We start from the raw sequence: 16660 nt of genomic DNA, 5'->3' as shown, positions 1-16660 counted from the left end.
GCCGCCGCGCTGCCGGGCGAACAACCGCCCGCGCCTCGCGTGCGCGCCCCGCAGCCTCGCCGGGAGCACGGCGATGAACACCTTCACCAATCCTCTCAAGGAACGCCTCAAGGAGGCGGAGCCGCTATTCGGTCTATGGCTCTCGATGGGCAGCGAAACCGCCGCCGAGGCGCTCGCGCACGCCGGCTTCGACTGGCTGCTGATCGACATGGAGCACACCCCCAACGACAGCGCCGACACCATCGCCCAACTGCGCGCCATTGCCGCCGCGCATTTGCCGACCGAACCCGTGGTGCGTCTGCCCGACAGCGAGCCTTGGCTCGTGAAGCATGTGCTCGACGCGGGCGCGCGCACGGTGATGTTCCCCAACGTGGCATCGGCTGAAGAGGCTGCGCGTGCCGTGAGCCTCACGCAGTACCCCGATGCGCGCACGCCCGGCGGCCAGCGCGGCGTGGCGGGCGCGGTGCGCGCGGCGGCCTACGGGGCGCGGCGCGACTACCTTCAGGGCGCGAACGCGCAGATCGCGACGATCGTGCAGATCGAGTCGGCGGCGGCGCTGGCCGACGTCGAGAATATCGCGAAGGTGCCGGGCGTCGACTGCCTGTTCGTGGGGCCTGCCGATCTCGCGGCGAGCCTTGGCCATCTCGGCGACTCGAAGCATCCGGACGTGGTCGCCGCCGTGCAGCGCATCGTCGCGGCTGCGCGCGAAGCGGGTGTGGCGGCCGGCATTTTCGCGATGGATGCGGCCGCGGCCAGGCAGTATCGCGAGATGGGCTTCAGCTTCATCGCCCTTGCCGCGGACGTGATGTGGCTCGTGCGCGCGACGCGCCAGGCGCTCCAGGAGGCGAGATCATGAAGCGTCCGAAAGCGCTTTTTGAGCGGCTCTTTGGGCGGATAGCGCGCGCGGTCGCCATCGGCTGTGTGGCGGGCGCGGCGCTCAGCGTGAGCGGCGTCGCGGCGGCAGCCGATGGCGCCAGCGCCACCACTGGCGCCGAATCCGATCCGCAAACGGCCAACGCTGTTGCCGACTACAACGCGGGCAATCTGAGCGCAGCGCGCGCCGAGTTCCAGGCGGCGGCCGAGCGCGGCAACCGGCTGGCGGAATTCAACTACGCGATGATGCTGGTGAACGGCGAAGGCGGGGCCGCCGACGTCGGCGAGGGCCGCAAATGGCTGCGCAAGGCGGCGGACGCGAACATGTCGCACGCGCAGTACGTGTACGGCAAGATGTACGACGACGGCGACTTCGTCGAGCGCGATCCGGTAGAGGCGCACCAGTGGTTCCTCAAGGCGGCGAAGCAGGGCCATGTGCAAGCGGAGCTTGCGCTCGCGAATCAGTACCTGGATGGGCGCGGGACCACGCGCGACAACAAGCAGGCGTTCTACTGGTACAAGAAGGCTGCCGAGGGCGGCGACATGACGGCGCAATACGTGACCGGGTCGTTCTATGAGCGCGGCGGCGACGGCGTGCCGAAGAACCTCAACGTCGCGCGGGCGTACTATGCGGCGGCGGCGGCACAGGGCGATCCCGTGGCGCGGCTGAAGTACCAGCAGTTGAGCGCGCAACTGATGAAGTCGGCGCCTACGCAGTAAGCGCCAGAAAGCGATCACTGAAACGAAAACGCGCTCGAGTGAGCGCGTTTTTTTTTGCTGCATCGATCGAGTGGGCGCAAGCCGCGCGCCGTGCCCTCAACTCTGCATCAACCGCTTCTGGCGTCCCACGCTCATGATGAGCCCGATCGCCACGCCGAGCGTGGTGAGCGCCGTGCCGCCATAGCTCATGAACGGCAGCGGCACGCCCACCACGGGCAGGATGCCGCTCACCATGCCGATGTTGACGAACGCGTAGGTGAAGAACGCCATCGTGAGCGATCCGGCCAGTAGTCGCCCGAAGAGCGTCGCGCCGTTCGCGGCGATATAGAGCCCACGCGCGATCAGACACATATAGAGCGTGAGCAGCACGAGGCCGCCCGCCATGCCGAACTCCTCGGAGAACACCGCGAAGATGAAGTCGGTGTGCTTTTCGGGGATAAATTCCAGATGCGACTGCGTACCCTTCAACCAGCCCTTGCCGAGCGGGCCGCCCGAGCCAATCGCGATCACCGCCTGGATGGTGTGGAAGCCCTTGCCGAGCGGATCGGACGTGGGGTCGAGCAGTGTGCAGATGCGGTGCTTCTGGTAGTCGTGCATGAGCGGCCAGTTCACCTGCGGCTGACAGATCTTGTCCTGGAACGCTGCGATCGAGGCTACCGCGATCACGCCCGCGATCAGCACCGGCACGATCAGCTTGAACGAGAGCCCGGCGAAATAGATGACAAAGAGCCCCGACGCGAACACGAGCACGGCGGTGCCGAGATCGGGCTGCTTGGCGATCAGGCCGACCGGGACGAGCAGAATCACGAAGCCGACGACGAAGTCGTACCAGCGCATCACACCTTCGCGGCGCTGGTAGTACCACGCGAGCATGAGCGGCGTCGCGATCTTGAGGATTTCCGAGGGCTGAATCACCACACCTACGTTGATCCAGCGCTTCGCGCCCTTGCGCGTGAGGCCGAATAGCGCCACGGCAATCAGTAACGCGATGCCGAAGGTATAGATCGGCACTGCGAAGCGCATGAGCGTGTTGGGCGGCACATTGGCGAGCGCCCACATCAGCACGAAGGTGAGCATGATGTTGCGCAGTTGGTCTTCTACGCGGCCCGGCACGTCGAGGCTCGCGCTGTACAGCGTGACGATGCCCACGCACAGCAGCAGGAACACGGTGAGCGCGAGCGGGCGGTCGAAGCCGAGGAACATCTTGCGCAGCGTGTCGAGCACGGCGCGCTTGTCGATCTTGTCGAGCTGGAAGAAAGGCATGGTGACTCCTTACTCGTCGATGCCGCCCGTTGCGGGCTTGGGCGGCGGTGCGAGCGTGGCCGCGTCGCTCGCGCTGGCGGGACGGCGCGGGCGATGGGGGCCAGGGCCGAAGTGGCGGGGCACCGGGGCCGGCGCGGGGCGGGCGGCGCCCGTGTCGGGCGTGCTGTCCGCGCTGGCGGTGCCGCCGTTCACGGCGTTGGTTGCAGCGGGCGCATCAGGGCTGACGTTCTGGAGGGGCTTGCGAGCCTTGCCGGCTGCGCTGCTGGCGGGCGTGGGCCGCGCCGCTGCGCCGGCGGCCGAAGCGGGACTGGCAGCGGAGGCCGAAGCCGGACCCGCAGCGGCCGCGCCCGACGCTTCCGAGGCAGCCGCCGCAGCCGAAGCCGCCTCGGCCGCCGATGCCGCACCGGGAATCGGCAGCGGCGTGAAGCCAGCGGCGACCCTGACAGGCTGAACGATGGGCGGCGCGGGCGTCGCGGGCGTGGCCGAAGCCGCGCCGGACGCCGCCTCGGGCGGCGCGCCGATCACGGGCGCGGACGCGTCTTCCGTGGCCGAAGCCGCCGCGGTCACCGCCGCCTGCTGGACGCCCGGCTTCAGGCGGTCGACGAGGTAGTAGTCGAGCACGCGGCGCGCGATCGGGCCTGCGGCCTGCGCACCCCAGCCGCCGTTTTCGACGATGAGCGCGATGGCGATCTGCGGCTTCTCGGCCGGTGCGAACGCGATGAAGAGCGCGTGGTCGCGCAGATTCTCGGCGAGCGCATGCGCCTTGTACTTGCCGCCCTGCAGCGAGAACACCTGCGCCGTGCCGGTCTTGCCCGCCGACGTGTACGGCGCGTTGCGGAACACCTGGAAGGCCGTGCCCGACTGATTCATCGTCACGTTTTCCATGCCGCGCTTCACCACGTCGATATCGGCCTGGCTTACGTTCAGGCGGCCGCTTTGGCTCGGGACCGTGAGGCGCTCCTGCTTCGTGATCGGATTCTCGATCTCCTTCACGAGGTGGGGCTTCATCAGAATGCCGTTGTCGGCGAGCGTGGCCGTGGCGTGTGCGAGCTGCAGGATCGTGAACGAGTTGTAGCCCTGGCCGATACCGAGGCTGATCGTCTCGCCCTCGTACCACCTCTGCTGCTCGGGCTTGCGGTACGCCTTGCGCTTCCATTCGGTGGAGGGCAGGATGCCGCGCGCCTCGCCCGCGATATCGATACCGGTGAGCTGGCCGAAGCCGAGCGGCTTCATGAAGTTCGCGATGTTGTCCACGCCCAGGTCGTGCGCGAGCATGAAGAAGTAGGTGTCGTTCGACACCATGATCGCGCGGTTCATGTCGACCCAGCCTTGGCCCGAGCGCACGTCGTTGTTGAAGCGGTGGCCGCCGAACATGTAGTAGCCGGGGTCCGAGAAGCCCCACTGCGGCGTGCGCTTGTGCAGCGTGAGCGCGGCGAGCGCCATGAACGGCTTGTAGGTCGAGCCCGGCGGGTAGGTGCCGTGCAGCGGACGGTTCAGCAGCGGGTGATCGGGCGAGTTGTTGAGCTCGTCCCAGGTCTGCTGGTCGATGCCATCCACGAACGAATTCGGGTCGAAGCTCGGCGCGGAGACGAACGCGAGAATGTCACCCGTGGACGGCTCGATCGCGACTAGCGCGCCGCGCTTGCCTGCGAACGCTTGCTCGGCGACCTGCTGCAGACCGATGTCGATCGACAGCACGAGGTTGTTGCCGGGCGTAGCCTGCGTGCGCGAGAGCGTGCGCACGGGGCGGCCGCCCGCCGTCACTTCCACTTCCTCGAAGCCCGTCAGGCCGTGCAGCTCGGTTTCGTAGCTCTGCTCGACGCCGATCTTGCCGATGTAGTCGGTGCCGTTGTAGTTGTTCGCGTCGAGGCGCGGATCGTAGTGCTCGGGATCGTTGTCGTTCTGGTCGCTGGCGTCGTCGATGCGCTCCTGGTCGCGCTGCGAAATACGGCCGATATAGCCGATCACGTGTGCAGCCGTCGGACCGAGCGGGTACTGGCGGAACAGACGCGCGCGCACTTCCACGCCGGGGAAGCGGAAGCGCTGGGCGGTGAAGCGCGCGACTTCGTCGTCGGTCAGGCGCGTGCGGATCGGCAGGCTCTCGAAGTTCTTCGAGTCTTCGAGCAGCTTCTTGAAGCGGCGGCGGTCGCGCGCATCGATCGGGATCACGGTCGAGAGCTGGTCGATCGTGTCGTCGAGCGTGTCGGTGAGCTTCGAGGGCGTGATTTCGAGCGTATACGCGGAGTAGTTCTTCGCGAGCACGACGCCGTTGCGGTCCGTGATGATGCCGCGGTTCGGCACGATGGGCGCGACGGAAATGCGGTTTTCATCCGCCTGCAGCGAGTACTTGCTGTGGTTCCAGACCTGCAGATAGAGGAAGCGGAACGCGATCAGCCCGAAGCAGACGAACACGAACAGCCCCGCCGCCGCGACGCGCAAGCGGAACTTCGTGAGCTGCTGCTGGGTGTCCTTGAATTCGGTCATGCTGTCAGACCCAGGCCCCGCTGTTCCAATCGCGAGGAACGGCGGGCCGGGGTGCGTAAGAGGTAGTCAAGCGAGTCTTCCAGCGGCGAGCGCGCGCCGCTCAAATGGGCCGGGTGTCGTCGGGATCGACGGGGCGGCGCTGCGGCAGGAGCAGCAGCACGCTCGCGAACGGCCAGAGGATGGCCTCGACGAAGCCGCTGATGAGGTAACCCCAGCCAGGAAACGAAGCGCCCATCAGCAGGCGGATCATGAACGGCACGACTTGCGCGCCGACCAGCATGGGCGTGACAGCGAACATCTGCAGGCCGATCGACATCCACAGCACGCGGCGGTGAATGGTGATCGCGCCGTACGAAAGCAGCGTGTACGCGAGCGCGTGCTCGCCCAGCAGGTTCGCGTTGTGGACGTCCATGAGGAGCCCCAGGAAGAACGCGACGCCCATGCCGACCTTGCGCGGCTGGTGAATGTTCCAGAACAGCAGCACGAGCGCGACGAAGTCCGGCACGCCGGCCAGCTTGCCCCAGGGCAGCAGGTTCAGCAGGAACGCCGCCGCAAGGCTGAAAACGATGAAGTACGGATTGACCGGCTGGAGAATGTATTGCGGACGCGGCATCAATGGCCCCCTTGCTCAACGGCCTTCGCTGCCTCTTCCCGCATGCTCTCCTTGGGCCTTCTCTCGAGCTGCTTTTTATCCGCCGGCTTCTTGTCGGCGGCGGGCGCGTTTGCTGCAGGCTTCGCCTGCTGCGCGGGGGCGGCCGGCGCCGTTGCGCCCGACGCACCTGCCGCTGCGGCGGGCTTCGCCTTCGCGTCGTCGACTTTCTTGTCGCCCTTCTTGTCTGCGGCCTTGGCGGGCTTCTTCTTCGCGTCCTTCGCCTCGGCGGCTGCCGCGGCTTCTTCGGCGGCGATCGGGTTGGGCGGCACCTGCGGGACATAGTGCAGCACGAGCACCTGGCGCGCCCCGCGCACGGCGGCGAGCGGCAGGCAGACCACGCGTGCGAATGCCGTATCGGCCTGCTTGTCCACGCGCAGCACCTTCGCGACCGGCAGTCCTTGCGGATACACGCCGTCGAGTCCGCTCGTCACCAGTTCATCGCCCACTTGCAGGTCGGCGCTGATCGGCACGAAGCGCAGATCGAGCAGGTCGCCCTTCGCCGTGCCATAGATCACGCTGCGCAGGCCCGTGCGCACGACTTCGACTGGCACCGCCTGGTCCTTGTCGGTCACGAGCGTGACTTCGGACTGCATGGGGAACACGCGCGTGACCTGGCCGATCACGCCGTCCTCGCTCAATACCGGCGAGCCGTTCTGGATACCCTGCTGCGAACCGCCGCCGATCACGACTTTCTGTGTGAACGGGTCGCGCGTATCGTACTGGACGTCAGCAGGCGTGGTTTGCGCGCCAATGCGCTGCGAGAGCTGCAGCAGCGCGCGCAGGTGCGTATTTTCGGCTACGAGCGACGCGGCCGCGTTGGCCTGCTGCGAAAGCTGGAGATTGCGCACGTGCAGTTGCGTGTTCTCGGTGCGCAGCGTGGAACTCGTCACGGCCAGATCGGCGGCGCCCATAAAGAAGTCGCGCGGCACGAGGGCCGCGCGTTGCAGCGGGTACAGGCCCGCGCCGAGCACGCCGCGCACGACCTCGAGCGTCTTGAAGCGCGCGTCGGAGACGAGGAGCGCGAGCGACAGCACGACGAAGAAGATCAGCCGTGCGAGTGCCGATGGGCCCTGTCTAAAGAGGGGCGGCGGACTGTATTCCATGGTCGGCGCCGGGGGCGTGTGCGGTTCGGTGAAACAGAGGGTGTAACGGAGGGCACAACGAAGTGTGAAACTTCGGCGCCCCGAAGGCCGCCCCGTTGCGGGCGCCGGGGCGGCGCGCGTGCCGCCACGCCATCAGGGGCGCGGCGACGCCGAAACCGCGCCGCGGGCGAGCGCAGCGGTGCGCGGCGCGCTTACTCGTACGAGAAGATGCTGCCAAGCTTGTCCATGCGCTCGAGCGCCATGCCCGAGCCGCGCACCACGCAGGTGAGCGGGTCTTCGGCCACGAGCACCGGCAGACCGGTTTCTTCGGCGAGCAGGCGGTCCAGGTCGCGCAGCAGCGCGCCACCGCCCGTGAGCATCATGCCGCGCTCGGCGATGTCGGCGCCGAGTTCCGGCGGCGTTTGTTCGAGTGCGATCTTCACCGACGAGACGATCTGGTTCAGCGGGTCGGTGAGCGCTTCGAGAATTTCGTTGCTCGAAATCGTGAAGCTGCGCGGAATGCCTTCGGACAGGTTGCGGCCCTTCACTTCCATTTCCTTGACTTCGGAACCCGGGAAGGCCGAGCCGATTTCCTTCTTGATGGCTTCGGCGGTTTGTTCGCCGATCAGCATGCCGTAGTTGCGGCGGATGTAGTTCACGATCGCTTCGTCGAACTTGTCGCCGCCCACGCGCACCGAGCCCTTGTACACGATGCCGCCGAGCGAGATCACGCCCACTTCGGTCGTGCCGCCGCCGATGTCGACGACCATCGAGCCCGTGGCTTCCGAAACCGGCAGGCCCGCGCCGATCGCGGCGGCCATCGGCTCTTCAATGAGGTAGACCTGCGAGGCGCCCGCGCCGTGCGCGGCTTCCTTGATCGCGCGGCGCTCGACCTGGGTCGAGCCGCACGGCACGCAGATGATGATGCGCGGCGACGGCGAGAACATGCGCGACTCGTGCGCCGTCTTGATGAACTGCTTGATCATCTGCTCGGTGACGGTGAAGTCGGCGATCACGCCGTCCTTCATCGGGCGGATGGCTTCGATGTTGCCCGGGACCTTGCCGAGCATCTGCTTGGCTTCCTTGCCGACTGCCTGAATCGTCTTCTTGCCGTTCGGGCCGCCTTCCTGGCGAATGGAGACGACCGAGGGTTCGTCGAGGACGATGCCCTTGCCGCGCATATAGATCAGGGTGTTGGCGGTGCCGAGGTCGATCGCCAGGTCGTTGGAGAAGTAGCTACGCAGAAAACCGAACATTCAAAAATCCTGTCTCGCTTGTGGCCGACCTTCGAGCTTCTGGGGCGAGGGCGGCAGCGGAAAAATAAACAGCCTCAGGGCGCTATGCGCCGCCACGAGAGCACCACGAGCGGACTGCGCAGGGAGTCGCAAGGGGCGCCACGAGGGGCCTGAGACTGCGGGGATGGTTACCGGAGGCAGCCACGCTGCGCCGCCCATTTCATCTTGTCTGGCCGCATTGAGTTGCGTACAGAACTGAAAGGCGGATGCAAGGCGGTCCGGGTTTGGGTCGAACGCGTAATGATACCTTATAATTTTGCCTGTTTTGCAGGATCCGGAAGGCAGTTTTTGACCTCATCGAAGCTTTCCTCCAGAGCCGGATCCGGCGCGATAAACCGCTGTTGCAGCACCGAATTTCCGAACTGCCGCAGCCTCTTTTTCCGGTGACCGCATGGCCCTGACCCTGAACGATGTGAAGCGCATCGCGCATCTTGCGCGCCTCGAACTGGCCGACGCCGAAGCTGGCAATACGCTCGAACGCCTCAACGACTTCTTCGGCCTCGTCGAGCAGATGCAGGCCGTGGACACGACTGGCATTGCGCCGCTCGCCCACCCGATCGAGCAGATCGAGGACGTCGCGCTGCGCCTGCGCGAGGACGCCGTGACCGAAATCGTGGACCGCGAAGCGCTGCAACGTCCTGCGCCCGCGGTGCAGGACGGACTTTACCTTGTACCGCGCGTGATTGAGTAAACGCGCAGCATTTTTTCGCCATTTTCGAAACCTTTCGAGTCGTCGGAACAGTTCGAAAAGGCACGGACTCCCGAGTTTTCGCGGGTTTGCCGAGAAATGGCCTACACGTTTGTCAACGTCTGTCGAGCCGCTTTTCGGACGGCGCAACGATCTGATTACGACCACGCCGTGACGTTCTTCCAGGAATCACGCAATGCATGACAAAAGCTTGACCGAACTGCGCGCCGCGCTGGCTGCGAAGGAGTGCTCCGCAGTCGAACTGGCCCAGCACTTTCTGGGCCGGATTGAGGCGCATCAAGACCTGAACGCTTTCGTCGACGTCAATCCCGAATTGACGCTTGCTCAGGCGAAGGCCGCCGACGCGCTTCTGCATTCGGGCCACGCGGGCCCGCTCGCGGGCATTCCGCTCGCCCACAAGGACGTGTTCGTCACGCGCGGCTGGCGCTCGACCGCGGGCTCGAAGATGCTCGCAAACTATGTGAGCCCGTTCGACGCGACCGTGGTCGAACGGCTTGAGCGCGCGGGCATGGTCTGCCTCGGCAAGACCAACATGGACGAATTCGCGATGGGCTCGTCCAACGAGAACTCGCACTTCGGCGCCGTGAAGAACCCCTGGGACACGAAGGCCGTGCCGGGCGGCTCGTCGGGCGGTTCCGCCGCGGCCGTCGCGGCGCGCCTCGCGCCCGCCGCCACCGGCACCGACACGGGCGGCTCGATTCGCCAGCCGGCGTCGTTCACGGGCGTGACGGGCATCAAGCCCACGTACGGCCGCGTGTCGCGCTACGGCATGATCGCGTTCGCTTCGTCTCTCGACCAGGGCGGCCCGTTCGCGCAGAACGCGACGGATTGCGCGCTGCTGCTGAACGCCATGGGCGGTTTCGACGAGCGCGACTCGACGAGCCTCACGCACGAGCACGAGGACTACACGCGCTTTCTCGGCCAGACGTGGAGCGCCCACGCCAGCGCCGACAAGCCGCTCGCGGGCCTGCGCATCGGCCTGCCGAAGGAGTACTTCGGCGCGGGCCTTGCCGACGACGTGCGCGCCGCCATCGACGCCGCGCTGAAGACGTACGAGTCGCTGGGCGCGACGCTCGTGGAAGTCACGCTGCCGAAGACCGAGCTGTCGATTCCCGTGTACTACGTGATCGCCCCGGCGGAAGCTTCGTCGAACCTCTCGCGCTTCGACGGCGTACGCTTTGGCCACCGTGCGGCGGAATACCGCGATCTGCTCGACATGTACAAGAAGTCGCGCGCCGAGGGCTTCGGGCCCGAAGTGAAGCGCCGTATTCTGGTGGGCGCGTATGTGCTGTCGCACGGCTACTACGACGCCTACTACCTGCAGGCGCAGAAGATCCGCCGCATCATCGCGCAAGATTTCCAGGAAGCGTTCAAACAGTGCGACGTGATCATGGGCCCGGTGGCCCCGAGCGTGGCATGGGACCTGGGCGCGAAGGGCGACGATCCGCTGCAGATGTACCTGGCTGACATCTACACGCTTTCCACGAGCCTCGCGGGCCTGCCCGGCATGAGCGTGCCGTGCGGATTCGGCGCGGGTGCGAACGCGCAGCGACCCGTCGGTCTGCAGATCGTCGGCAACTATTTCAACGAGGCCCGCATGCTGCAGGTCGCCGACGCTTTCCAGCGCGCGACCGACTGGCATCGCAAAGCGCCGGCAGGGGTGTGAACATGGCAACACAGTGGGAAGTCGTTATCGGTCTCGAAACGCACGCGCAATTGTCGACGGCGTCGAAGATCTTCTCGGGCGCATCGACGCAGTTCGGCGCCGCGCCCAACACGCAGGCCTGCCCCGTCGATCTCGCGCTGCCGGGCGTGCTGCCGGTGATGAACCGCGGCGCCGTTGAGCGCGCGATCCAGTTCGGCCTTGCGATCGGCTCGACGATCGCGCCGCGCAGCATCTTCGCGCGCAAGAACTACTTCTATCCGGATCTGCCGAAGGGCTATCAGATCAGCCAGTACGAGATTCCGGTCGTGCAGGGCGGTCAGATTACGATCCAGGTGCCGGCCAACGAAAAGGCCGGCACGGACGCGTACGAGAAGACCGTCAATCTCACGCGCGCGCATCTGGAAGAGGACGCGGGCAAGTCGCTGCACGAAGACTTCGCGGGTATGACGGGCATCGACCTGAACCGCGCGGGCACGCCGCTGCTCGAAATCGTTACGGAACCCGAAATGCGCAGCGCGGCGGAAGCCGTGGCCTACGCGAAGACGCTGCACACGCTCGTGGTGTGGCTCGGTATTTGCGACGGCAACATGCAGGAAGGTTCGTTCCGTTGCGACGCGAACGTCTCCGTGCGCCCGGTCGGCCAGAAGGAATTCGGCACGCGCGCCGAGATCAAGAACCTGAACTCGTTCCGCTTCCTCGAAGAAGCCATCCAGTACGAAGTGCGCCGCCAGATCGAGCTGATCGAGCACGGCGGCACGGTGGTGCAGGAAACGCGCCTCTACGATCCGGACAAGCGCGAGACGCGTTCGATGCGCAGCAAGGAAGACGCGCACGACTACCGCTATTTCCCCGACCCCGACCTCATGCCGCTCGTGATCGATGCAGCGTGGGTCGAGCGCGTGAAGGGCGAGATGCCCGAGCTGCCCGCGACAATGCAAACGCGCTTCGTCGAGCAATATGGCGTGACGCCGTATGACGCGAACGTGCTCACGTCGAGCAAGGCGATGGCCTCGTACTTCGAAGCCGTCGTCGCGAAGGCCGGCGCAGCGCAAGCCAAGGCCGCCGCCAACTGGCTGATGGGCGAAGTCTCGTCGCAGCTCAACCGCGAAGGCCTCGACATCGAAGCCTCGCCGGTCTCGGCCGCGCAGTTCGCCGTGCTGCTCGCGCGCATCGCCGACGGCACGATCTCGAACAAGATCGCCAAGGAAGTGTTCCAGGCGATGTGGGACGAGAAGGCAGCAGACGAAGGCGCCGCCGACCGCATCATCGAAGCGAAGGGCCTCAAGCAGATTTCGGATACCGGCGCGCTCGAAGCGATCATCGACGAGGTGCTCGCGGCGAACCCGAAGTCGGTGGAAGAATTCCGCGCGGGTAAGGAAAAAGCGTTCAACGCGCTGATCGGCCAGGCCATGAAGGCGACGAAGGGCAAGGCGAATCCGCAGCAGGTCAACGAACTGCTGAAGAAGAAGCTGGGCTGAGTTTGGGTGCGGCCCGCCGGATTCGGGCATGCTGGCAAGGCGGCGTCGTGCGTAGCAGTGCGGCGCCGCCTTGCCGCTTCAGGCGAGCGCCAGGGCGTTAGCTCGCTTTGCCATCTGTATTCACGAGAGAGAGGAGAACAAAGCATGTCCAAGGTCCCGAGTCTCGACGATTACCGCGTGCCGTACTTCAGCGACAAGAAGACGCAGACCTTCTCGCTCAGCGCGCTCGACCCCACCGCGAAACCGTTTTCGAGCGGCAGCAAGGACGGCGACCGCGAGCGCCTCTCCGAAATCGGCAAGAAGCTCGACGTGCTGCAGGAGCGTCTGCATTCACAGCGTCACCAGCGCGTGCTGCTCGTGCTGCAGGGCATGGACACGAGCGGCAAGGACGGCACGATCCGCGGCGTATTCCGCGAGGTCGACCCGCTCGGCCTGCGCATCGTGCCGTTTCGCGCGCCCACGCCCATCGAGGCTTCGCGCGACTTTCTCTGGCGCGTGCATCTGCAGGTGCCGGGGGCGGGGGAGCTTGCCATCTTCAACCGCAGCCACTACGAAGATGTGCTCGTGCCGCGCGTGATCGGCCAGATCGACTCTGCCGAATGCGAGCGCCGTTACCGCCAGATTCGCGATTTCGAGGCGCTGCTCGCGCAGAGCGGCACGTCGATCATCAAGTGCATGCTGCATATCTCGAAGGACGAGCAGCGAAGCCGCATCCAGGCGCGTATCGACGATCCGACCAAGCATTGGAAGTTCGACGTATCGGATCTCGAAGCTCGCAAGCAATGGGACGCCTACCAGGCCTCGTACCAGGACGCGCTCGCGGCCACCTCTACGGAATACGCGCCGTGGTTCGTGATTCCCGCGGATTCGAAGTCGCATCGCAACGTCATGGTGGGTGAGTTGCTGCTGCGCCTGATGGAAAGCCTCAAGCTCGAATTCCCGCCGGCCAAGCCCGAGCTCAAGGGTCTCAAGATCGACTGAGACCGACCGTATCCGCTCGCGCCCGGCAGTGCAGTCCAGCGCCGCGGCGCGAGAAAACGTAAAAGCAACGCAAAATCAAGAGGAAAGAAGACATGTTGCGTGTGATCACCGCGAATCTGAATGGCATCCGCTCGGCGGCGAAGAAGGGCTTTTTCGAATGGTTCGGCGAACAGAAAGCCGACGTGCTCTGCGTGCAGGAGATCAAGTGCTCGCAGGACGACATGACGCCCGAGTTCCTCGCGCCGCACGACTTCACGGGCTACTTCCAGCATGCGGTGAAGAAGGGCTATAGCGGCGCGGGCGTTTACTCGCGCTACGAGCCCGATGACGTCATCATCGGTTTCGGCAGTGAGGAGTTCGACCCGGAAGGGCGCTACGTGGAAACGCGCTACGGCAAGCTCTCGGTGATTTCGGTCTACGTACCTTCGGGCTCGAGCGGCGACGAGCGTCAGGCCGCGAAGTACCGCTTCATGGATGAATTCATGCCGCATCTCGCTGAACTCAAGCGCGAGCGCGAAGTGATCGTGTGCGGCGACGTGAACATCGTCCACAAGGAAATCGATATCAAGAACTGGAAGGGCAACCAGAAGAATTCGGGTTGCCTGCCCGAAGAGCGCGCGTGGCTCACGAGCCTCTTCGACGACGTGGGCTACGTGGACGTGTTCCGCACGCTCGACCCGCGCCCCGAGCAGTACACGTGGTGGAGCAACCGCGGCCAGGCGTATGCGAAGAACGTGGGGTGGCGTATCGACTATCAGATCGCAACGCCCGGCATTGCGCACAAGGCGAAGAAAACGTCGATCTTCAAGGACATCAAGTTCAGCGACCACGCGCCGCTGACTATCGACTACGACTACAAGGTCAAGAGCTGACGCTCATCCCGGCGCGCTGCGAACCCGCTTTCACGGCGCCGAAACCACCTTGCGCTTCTGCACGGCCGGGATGCCCTCGTAGTCGGGCAACTCGGCGAGCGGCTTGCCGATAGCCTTCGCGTAGAGCGGCATCATGTCCGCGAGGCGCTTGGCGATGTCCGCGCGACGCGCCGGCGTGTACGGATGCACGTAGATGAAGCCCTGGTCGCGGTCGGCGCGTGTCGCCACCGCGAGCTTGTCCCAGAGCGTGAGCGCGGCGCGCGGATCGAAGCCCGCGCGCGAGGCGATATCGCTGCCGATCACGTCGGCTTCGGTTTCGTCGGCGCGGCCGTAGTGCATCTCCACGAGCTGTGAGCCGATACCGAGCGGAAACACACCGAGATCCGCGAGCCCGAAGAGTTGCGGCACGCTGCCCGATTCGATCTGCGCGGCCTGCTGTTCGCCAAGGCGCTCGCGCACGTGCTCGCGCACCGCATGCGCGATCTCGTGGCCGAGCAGCATGCCGAACTCGTTGTCGTTGAGCTTCACGCGGTCGAGCAGGCCGCCGTACACGACGATCTTGCCGCCCGGCAGGGCGTACATGCGAATGTCGTTCGAGCGGATCACCGCCACTTCCCACTTCCAGTTCTTGACGCGATCGCTCCACTTCAGCGCGTAAGGCGCGAGCCGGTCGACGAACGCCCGCACGCGCTGCACGTGCGGATCGCTTTCGGCATAGAGGCGATTCGAATGGGCCGCGCCGCGCACGATCTCGTTGAATTCCGCAGTGGCCTGCGCTTCGAGCATCGGCGAGGGAATCAGGTTGCGGTACACCGCGGCGTTGCCGAAGCGCACCACGCGGCCCGTGTTCGGCGCGCCAGGGGCGACGTTGTCCGGCGTGGCATTCGTGCTCGCACCGCTGTTTGCTGCACCGTTTGCGCTATTCGTTGGATTGATTGCACCGATGCTTGCGCTCGCGGCGCTGACCGCTGGCGGCGTTGCGGGGTTGCCCGGCACGGCCGCCGGGGCGCTCGTGGCGGCCGGGTTATCGGCAGCTGAAGCACTCCAGGCAGAAAGGGCCGGCCAGGCCGCGGCAAGGACCATCGCGAGCGCGCGAGCGCGCTTGCCTCGGCGCTGCCGCGCACGCTGGCTTTGCACGGCGGTCTCGTGCACGCTCACGACCGGACTCTCCACGGGGCAATACGAATGAGCAGGAGCATACCCGGTACCGCGAGCACCGTGCAGACGATGAAATAGTCGGACCAGCCGATCTTCGCGACCACGTAGCCACTCGCGGCGGAGGCCAGCGTACGCGGCACGGAGGCCAGGCTCGTGAAGAGTGCGAACTGCGTGGCGGTGTAACGCGGATCGGTCGTGCTTGCAATATAGGCAGTGAACGCGGCGAGCGTGAGTCCCGTTGCAAAGGTCTCGAATCCGTAGACAAGCGCGAGCGCCACCGCGCGCGGGTCGAGCGTGAATTGCACGTTCGCGCCGAAGAAACCTGCGGCCCACGAGACCGCGTGGCTCACGGCGAGCACGGCATCGTAGATGGCCGCGAGCGAAGGCGAAGCCGCGCTGAGCTGCGCGAGCCACGCGAAGCCGAGCGTCGAAATCATCTGCAGGAAACCGAAGATCCAGAGCCCGCGCCCAATGCCGATCTTCACCAGCGCCACGCCGCCGACAATGCCGCCCGCGAGGCTCGCGCCGAACGCCGTCATCTTGGCGATCACGCCGATCTCGGTGCGCGAATAGCCGATGTCGAGGAAGAACGATGTGGACAGCGTGGTCGCCATCGTGTCGCCGAGTTTGTAGAGGAAGATGAAGGCGAGTACGAACAGCGCCGCGGCGAGGCCGTCGCGGCGCACGAACTCGGCGAACGGCTGCACGATCGCTTCACGCAGGTTCCTCGGCGGCGCGCCGTGCACTTCGGGCTCGCTCACCACGAGCGTCATGATCATGCCGGGAATCATGAACGCCGCCGTGACCACGAACACGGTGCTCCATGGCAGGTGGTCGGAAAGGATCAGTGCGAGCGAACCTGGCACGAGCGCCGCGATCTTGTAGGCGTTCACGTGCACGGCGTTGCCGAGACCCTGTTGCGTGTCGGTGAGCAGTTCACGCCGGTAGGCGTCGATGGAGATGTCCTGGCTCGCGCCGAAGAACGCCACGAGCGCGGTGAGCGCGGCCACGGTCCAGATCGAATCTTTCGGCGAAACGTAGCCGAGCGTGCCGATGGCGAGCGCCACCAGAATTTGCGTGACGAGCATCCAGCCGCGCCGCCGGCCCGGGCGCCAGCCCGGCAGGCGCGGCACATAGCGGTCCATGAGCGGCGCCCAGACGAACTTCCAGGTATACGGGAACTGGATCAGCGCGAAGAGGCCGATCTCCTTGAGATTGACGCCCTCGGAGCGCAGCCACGCCTGCACCAGATAGACGAGCGTGAAGAGCGGCAGCCCGGAGGTAAAGCCGAGGAACACGCAGATCAGCATGTGCGTATTCAGATACGCACGCCAGCCGGGGTGGGATTCGTGAGCGGTAAGAGCGGGTGCCTCGTGGGGCGGATTCTGCATGTCGTCGTTAGCGGCGGCGGTGTTGGGTGCGGTTGC

General features: G+C 65.8%; 14 protein-coding genes. 7 read left to right on the top strand and 7 right to left on the bottom strand.

Annotation, left to right across the window (positions count from 1 at the left end):
- Positions 1-73 precede the first annotated feature (73 nt).
- Together JMY28_RS23630 and JMY28_RS23625 are read left to right on the top strand one after the other, a co-directional pair.
- On the top strand, positions 74-856 hold the full coding sequence (locus tag JMY28_RS23630; RefSeq protein WP_201698326.1) for an HpcH/HpaI aldolase family protein: 783 nt from the start codon (positions 74-76) through the stop codon (positions 854-856).
- Entirely contained in the window at positions 853-1593 is a 741-nt protein-coding gene (locus JMY28_RS23625) for a tetratricopeptide repeat protein (protein ID WP_201698325.1), read from the top strand. Before JMY28_RS23630 ends, JMY28_RS23625 begins: the two co-directional genes overlap by 4 nt.
- 96 nt (positions 1594-1689) lie before the next feature.
- Here JMY28_RS23625 and rodA read toward each other — a convergent pair whose 3' ends face one another.
- From rodA to JMY28_RS23600, 5 genes are all read right to left on the bottom strand, one after another.
- Positions 1690-2856, bottom strand: coding sequence for a rod shape-determining protein RodA (gene rodA / locus JMY28_RS23620; protein ID WP_158756648.1), 1167 nt, complete (start codon positions 2854-2856; stop codon positions 1690-1692).
- A 9-nt stretch (positions 2857-2865) separates the two neighbouring features.
- Complete coding sequence (mrdA, locus tag JMY28_RS23615) at positions 2866-5340, bottom strand: penicillin-binding protein 2 (protein ID WP_201698324.1); 2475 nt, start codon at positions 5338-5340, stop codon at positions 2866-2868.
- 100 nt (positions 5341-5440) lie between these two features.
- On the bottom strand, positions 5441-5953 hold the full coding sequence (gene mreD, locus JMY28_RS23610; protein WP_201698323.1) for a rod shape-determining protein MreD: 513 nt from the start codon (positions 5951-5953) through the stop codon (positions 5441-5443).
- Positions 5953-7095 carry a rod shape-determining protein MreC gene (gene mreC, locus JMY28_RS23605; RefSeq protein ID WP_201698322.1) on the bottom strand — a complete coding sequence of 381 codons (1143 nt, stop codon included), beginning with the start codon at positions 7093-7095 and terminating at the stop codon, positions 5953-5955. Before mreC ends, mreD begins: the two co-directional genes overlap by 1 nt.
- A gap of 191 nt (positions 7096-7286) precedes the next feature.
- Positions 7287-8330, bottom strand: coding sequence for a rod shape-determining protein (locus tag JMY28_RS23600; protein ID WP_004189550.1), 1044 nt, complete (start codon positions 8328-8330; stop codon positions 7287-7289).
- 430 nt (positions 8331-8760) lie between these two features.
- Here JMY28_RS23600 and gatC point away from each other — a divergent pair, with 430 nt between their 5' ends.
- The 5 genes from gatC (at position 8761) to JMY28_RS23575 (ending at position 14075) form a co-directional block, all read left to right on the top strand.
- On the top strand, positions 8761-9060 hold the full coding sequence (gene gatC / locus JMY28_RS23595) for an Asp-tRNA(Asn)/Glu-tRNA(Gln) amidotransferase subunit GatC (protein ID WP_028203206.1): 300 nt from the start codon (positions 8761-8763) through the stop codon (positions 9058-9060).
- A gap of 193 nt (positions 9061-9253) precedes the next feature.
- On the top strand, positions 9254-10744 hold the full coding sequence (gene gatA / locus JMY28_RS23590) for an Asp-tRNA(Asn)/Glu-tRNA(Gln) amidotransferase subunit GatA (protein ID WP_201698321.1): 1491 nt from the start codon (positions 9254-9256) through the stop codon (positions 10742-10744).
- A 2-nt stretch (positions 10745-10746) separates the two neighbouring features.
- A complete protein-coding gene (gatB, locus tag JMY28_RS23585) occupies positions 10747-12222 on the top strand; it encodes an Asp-tRNA(Asn)/Glu-tRNA(Gln) amidotransferase subunit GatB (protein ID WP_201698320.1) in 1476 nt (491 codons plus the stop codon).
- A 144-nt stretch (positions 12223-12366) separates the two neighbouring features.
- Positions 12367-13203 (top strand): PPK2 family polyphosphate kinase, encoded by an 837-nt coding sequence (locus tag JMY28_RS23580; protein WP_201698319.1) that lies wholly within the window; start codon positions 12367-12369, stop codon positions 13201-13203.
- A 92-nt stretch (positions 13204-13295) separates the two neighbouring features.
- The gene (locus tag JMY28_RS23575) at positions 13296-14075 is read left to right on the top strand and encodes an exodeoxyribonuclease III (RefSeq protein ID WP_201698318.1); all 780 of its coding nucleotides are present in this window, start codon (positions 13296-13298) and stop codon (positions 14073-14075) included.
- 30 nt (positions 14076-14105) lie between these two features.
- Here JMY28_RS23575 and JMY28_RS23570 read toward each other — a convergent pair whose 3' ends face one another.
- Positions 14106-15158 (bottom strand): M48 family metalloprotease, encoded by a 1053-nt coding sequence (locus JMY28_RS23570; RefSeq protein ID WP_201698456.1) that lies wholly within the window; start codon positions 15156-15158, stop codon positions 14106-14108.
- Between the two features lie 71 nt (positions 15159-15229).
- Positions 15230-16624 carry an AmpG family muropeptide MFS transporter gene (locus tag JMY28_RS23565; protein ID WP_201698317.1) on the bottom strand — a complete coding sequence of 465 codons (1395 nt, stop codon included), beginning with the start codon at positions 16622-16624 and terminating at the stop codon, positions 15230-15232.
- Between the last annotated feature and the right edge of the window lie 36 nt (positions 16625-16660).

The sequence above is a fragment of the Paraburkholderia hiiakae genome (assembly GCF_904848665.1).
Taxonomy (GTDB): domain Bacteria; phylum Pseudomonadota; class Gammaproteobacteria; order Burkholderiales; family Burkholderiaceae; genus Paraburkholderia; species Paraburkholderia hiiakae.
This window is presented reverse-complemented; position numbering and strand designations above follow the sequence as displayed.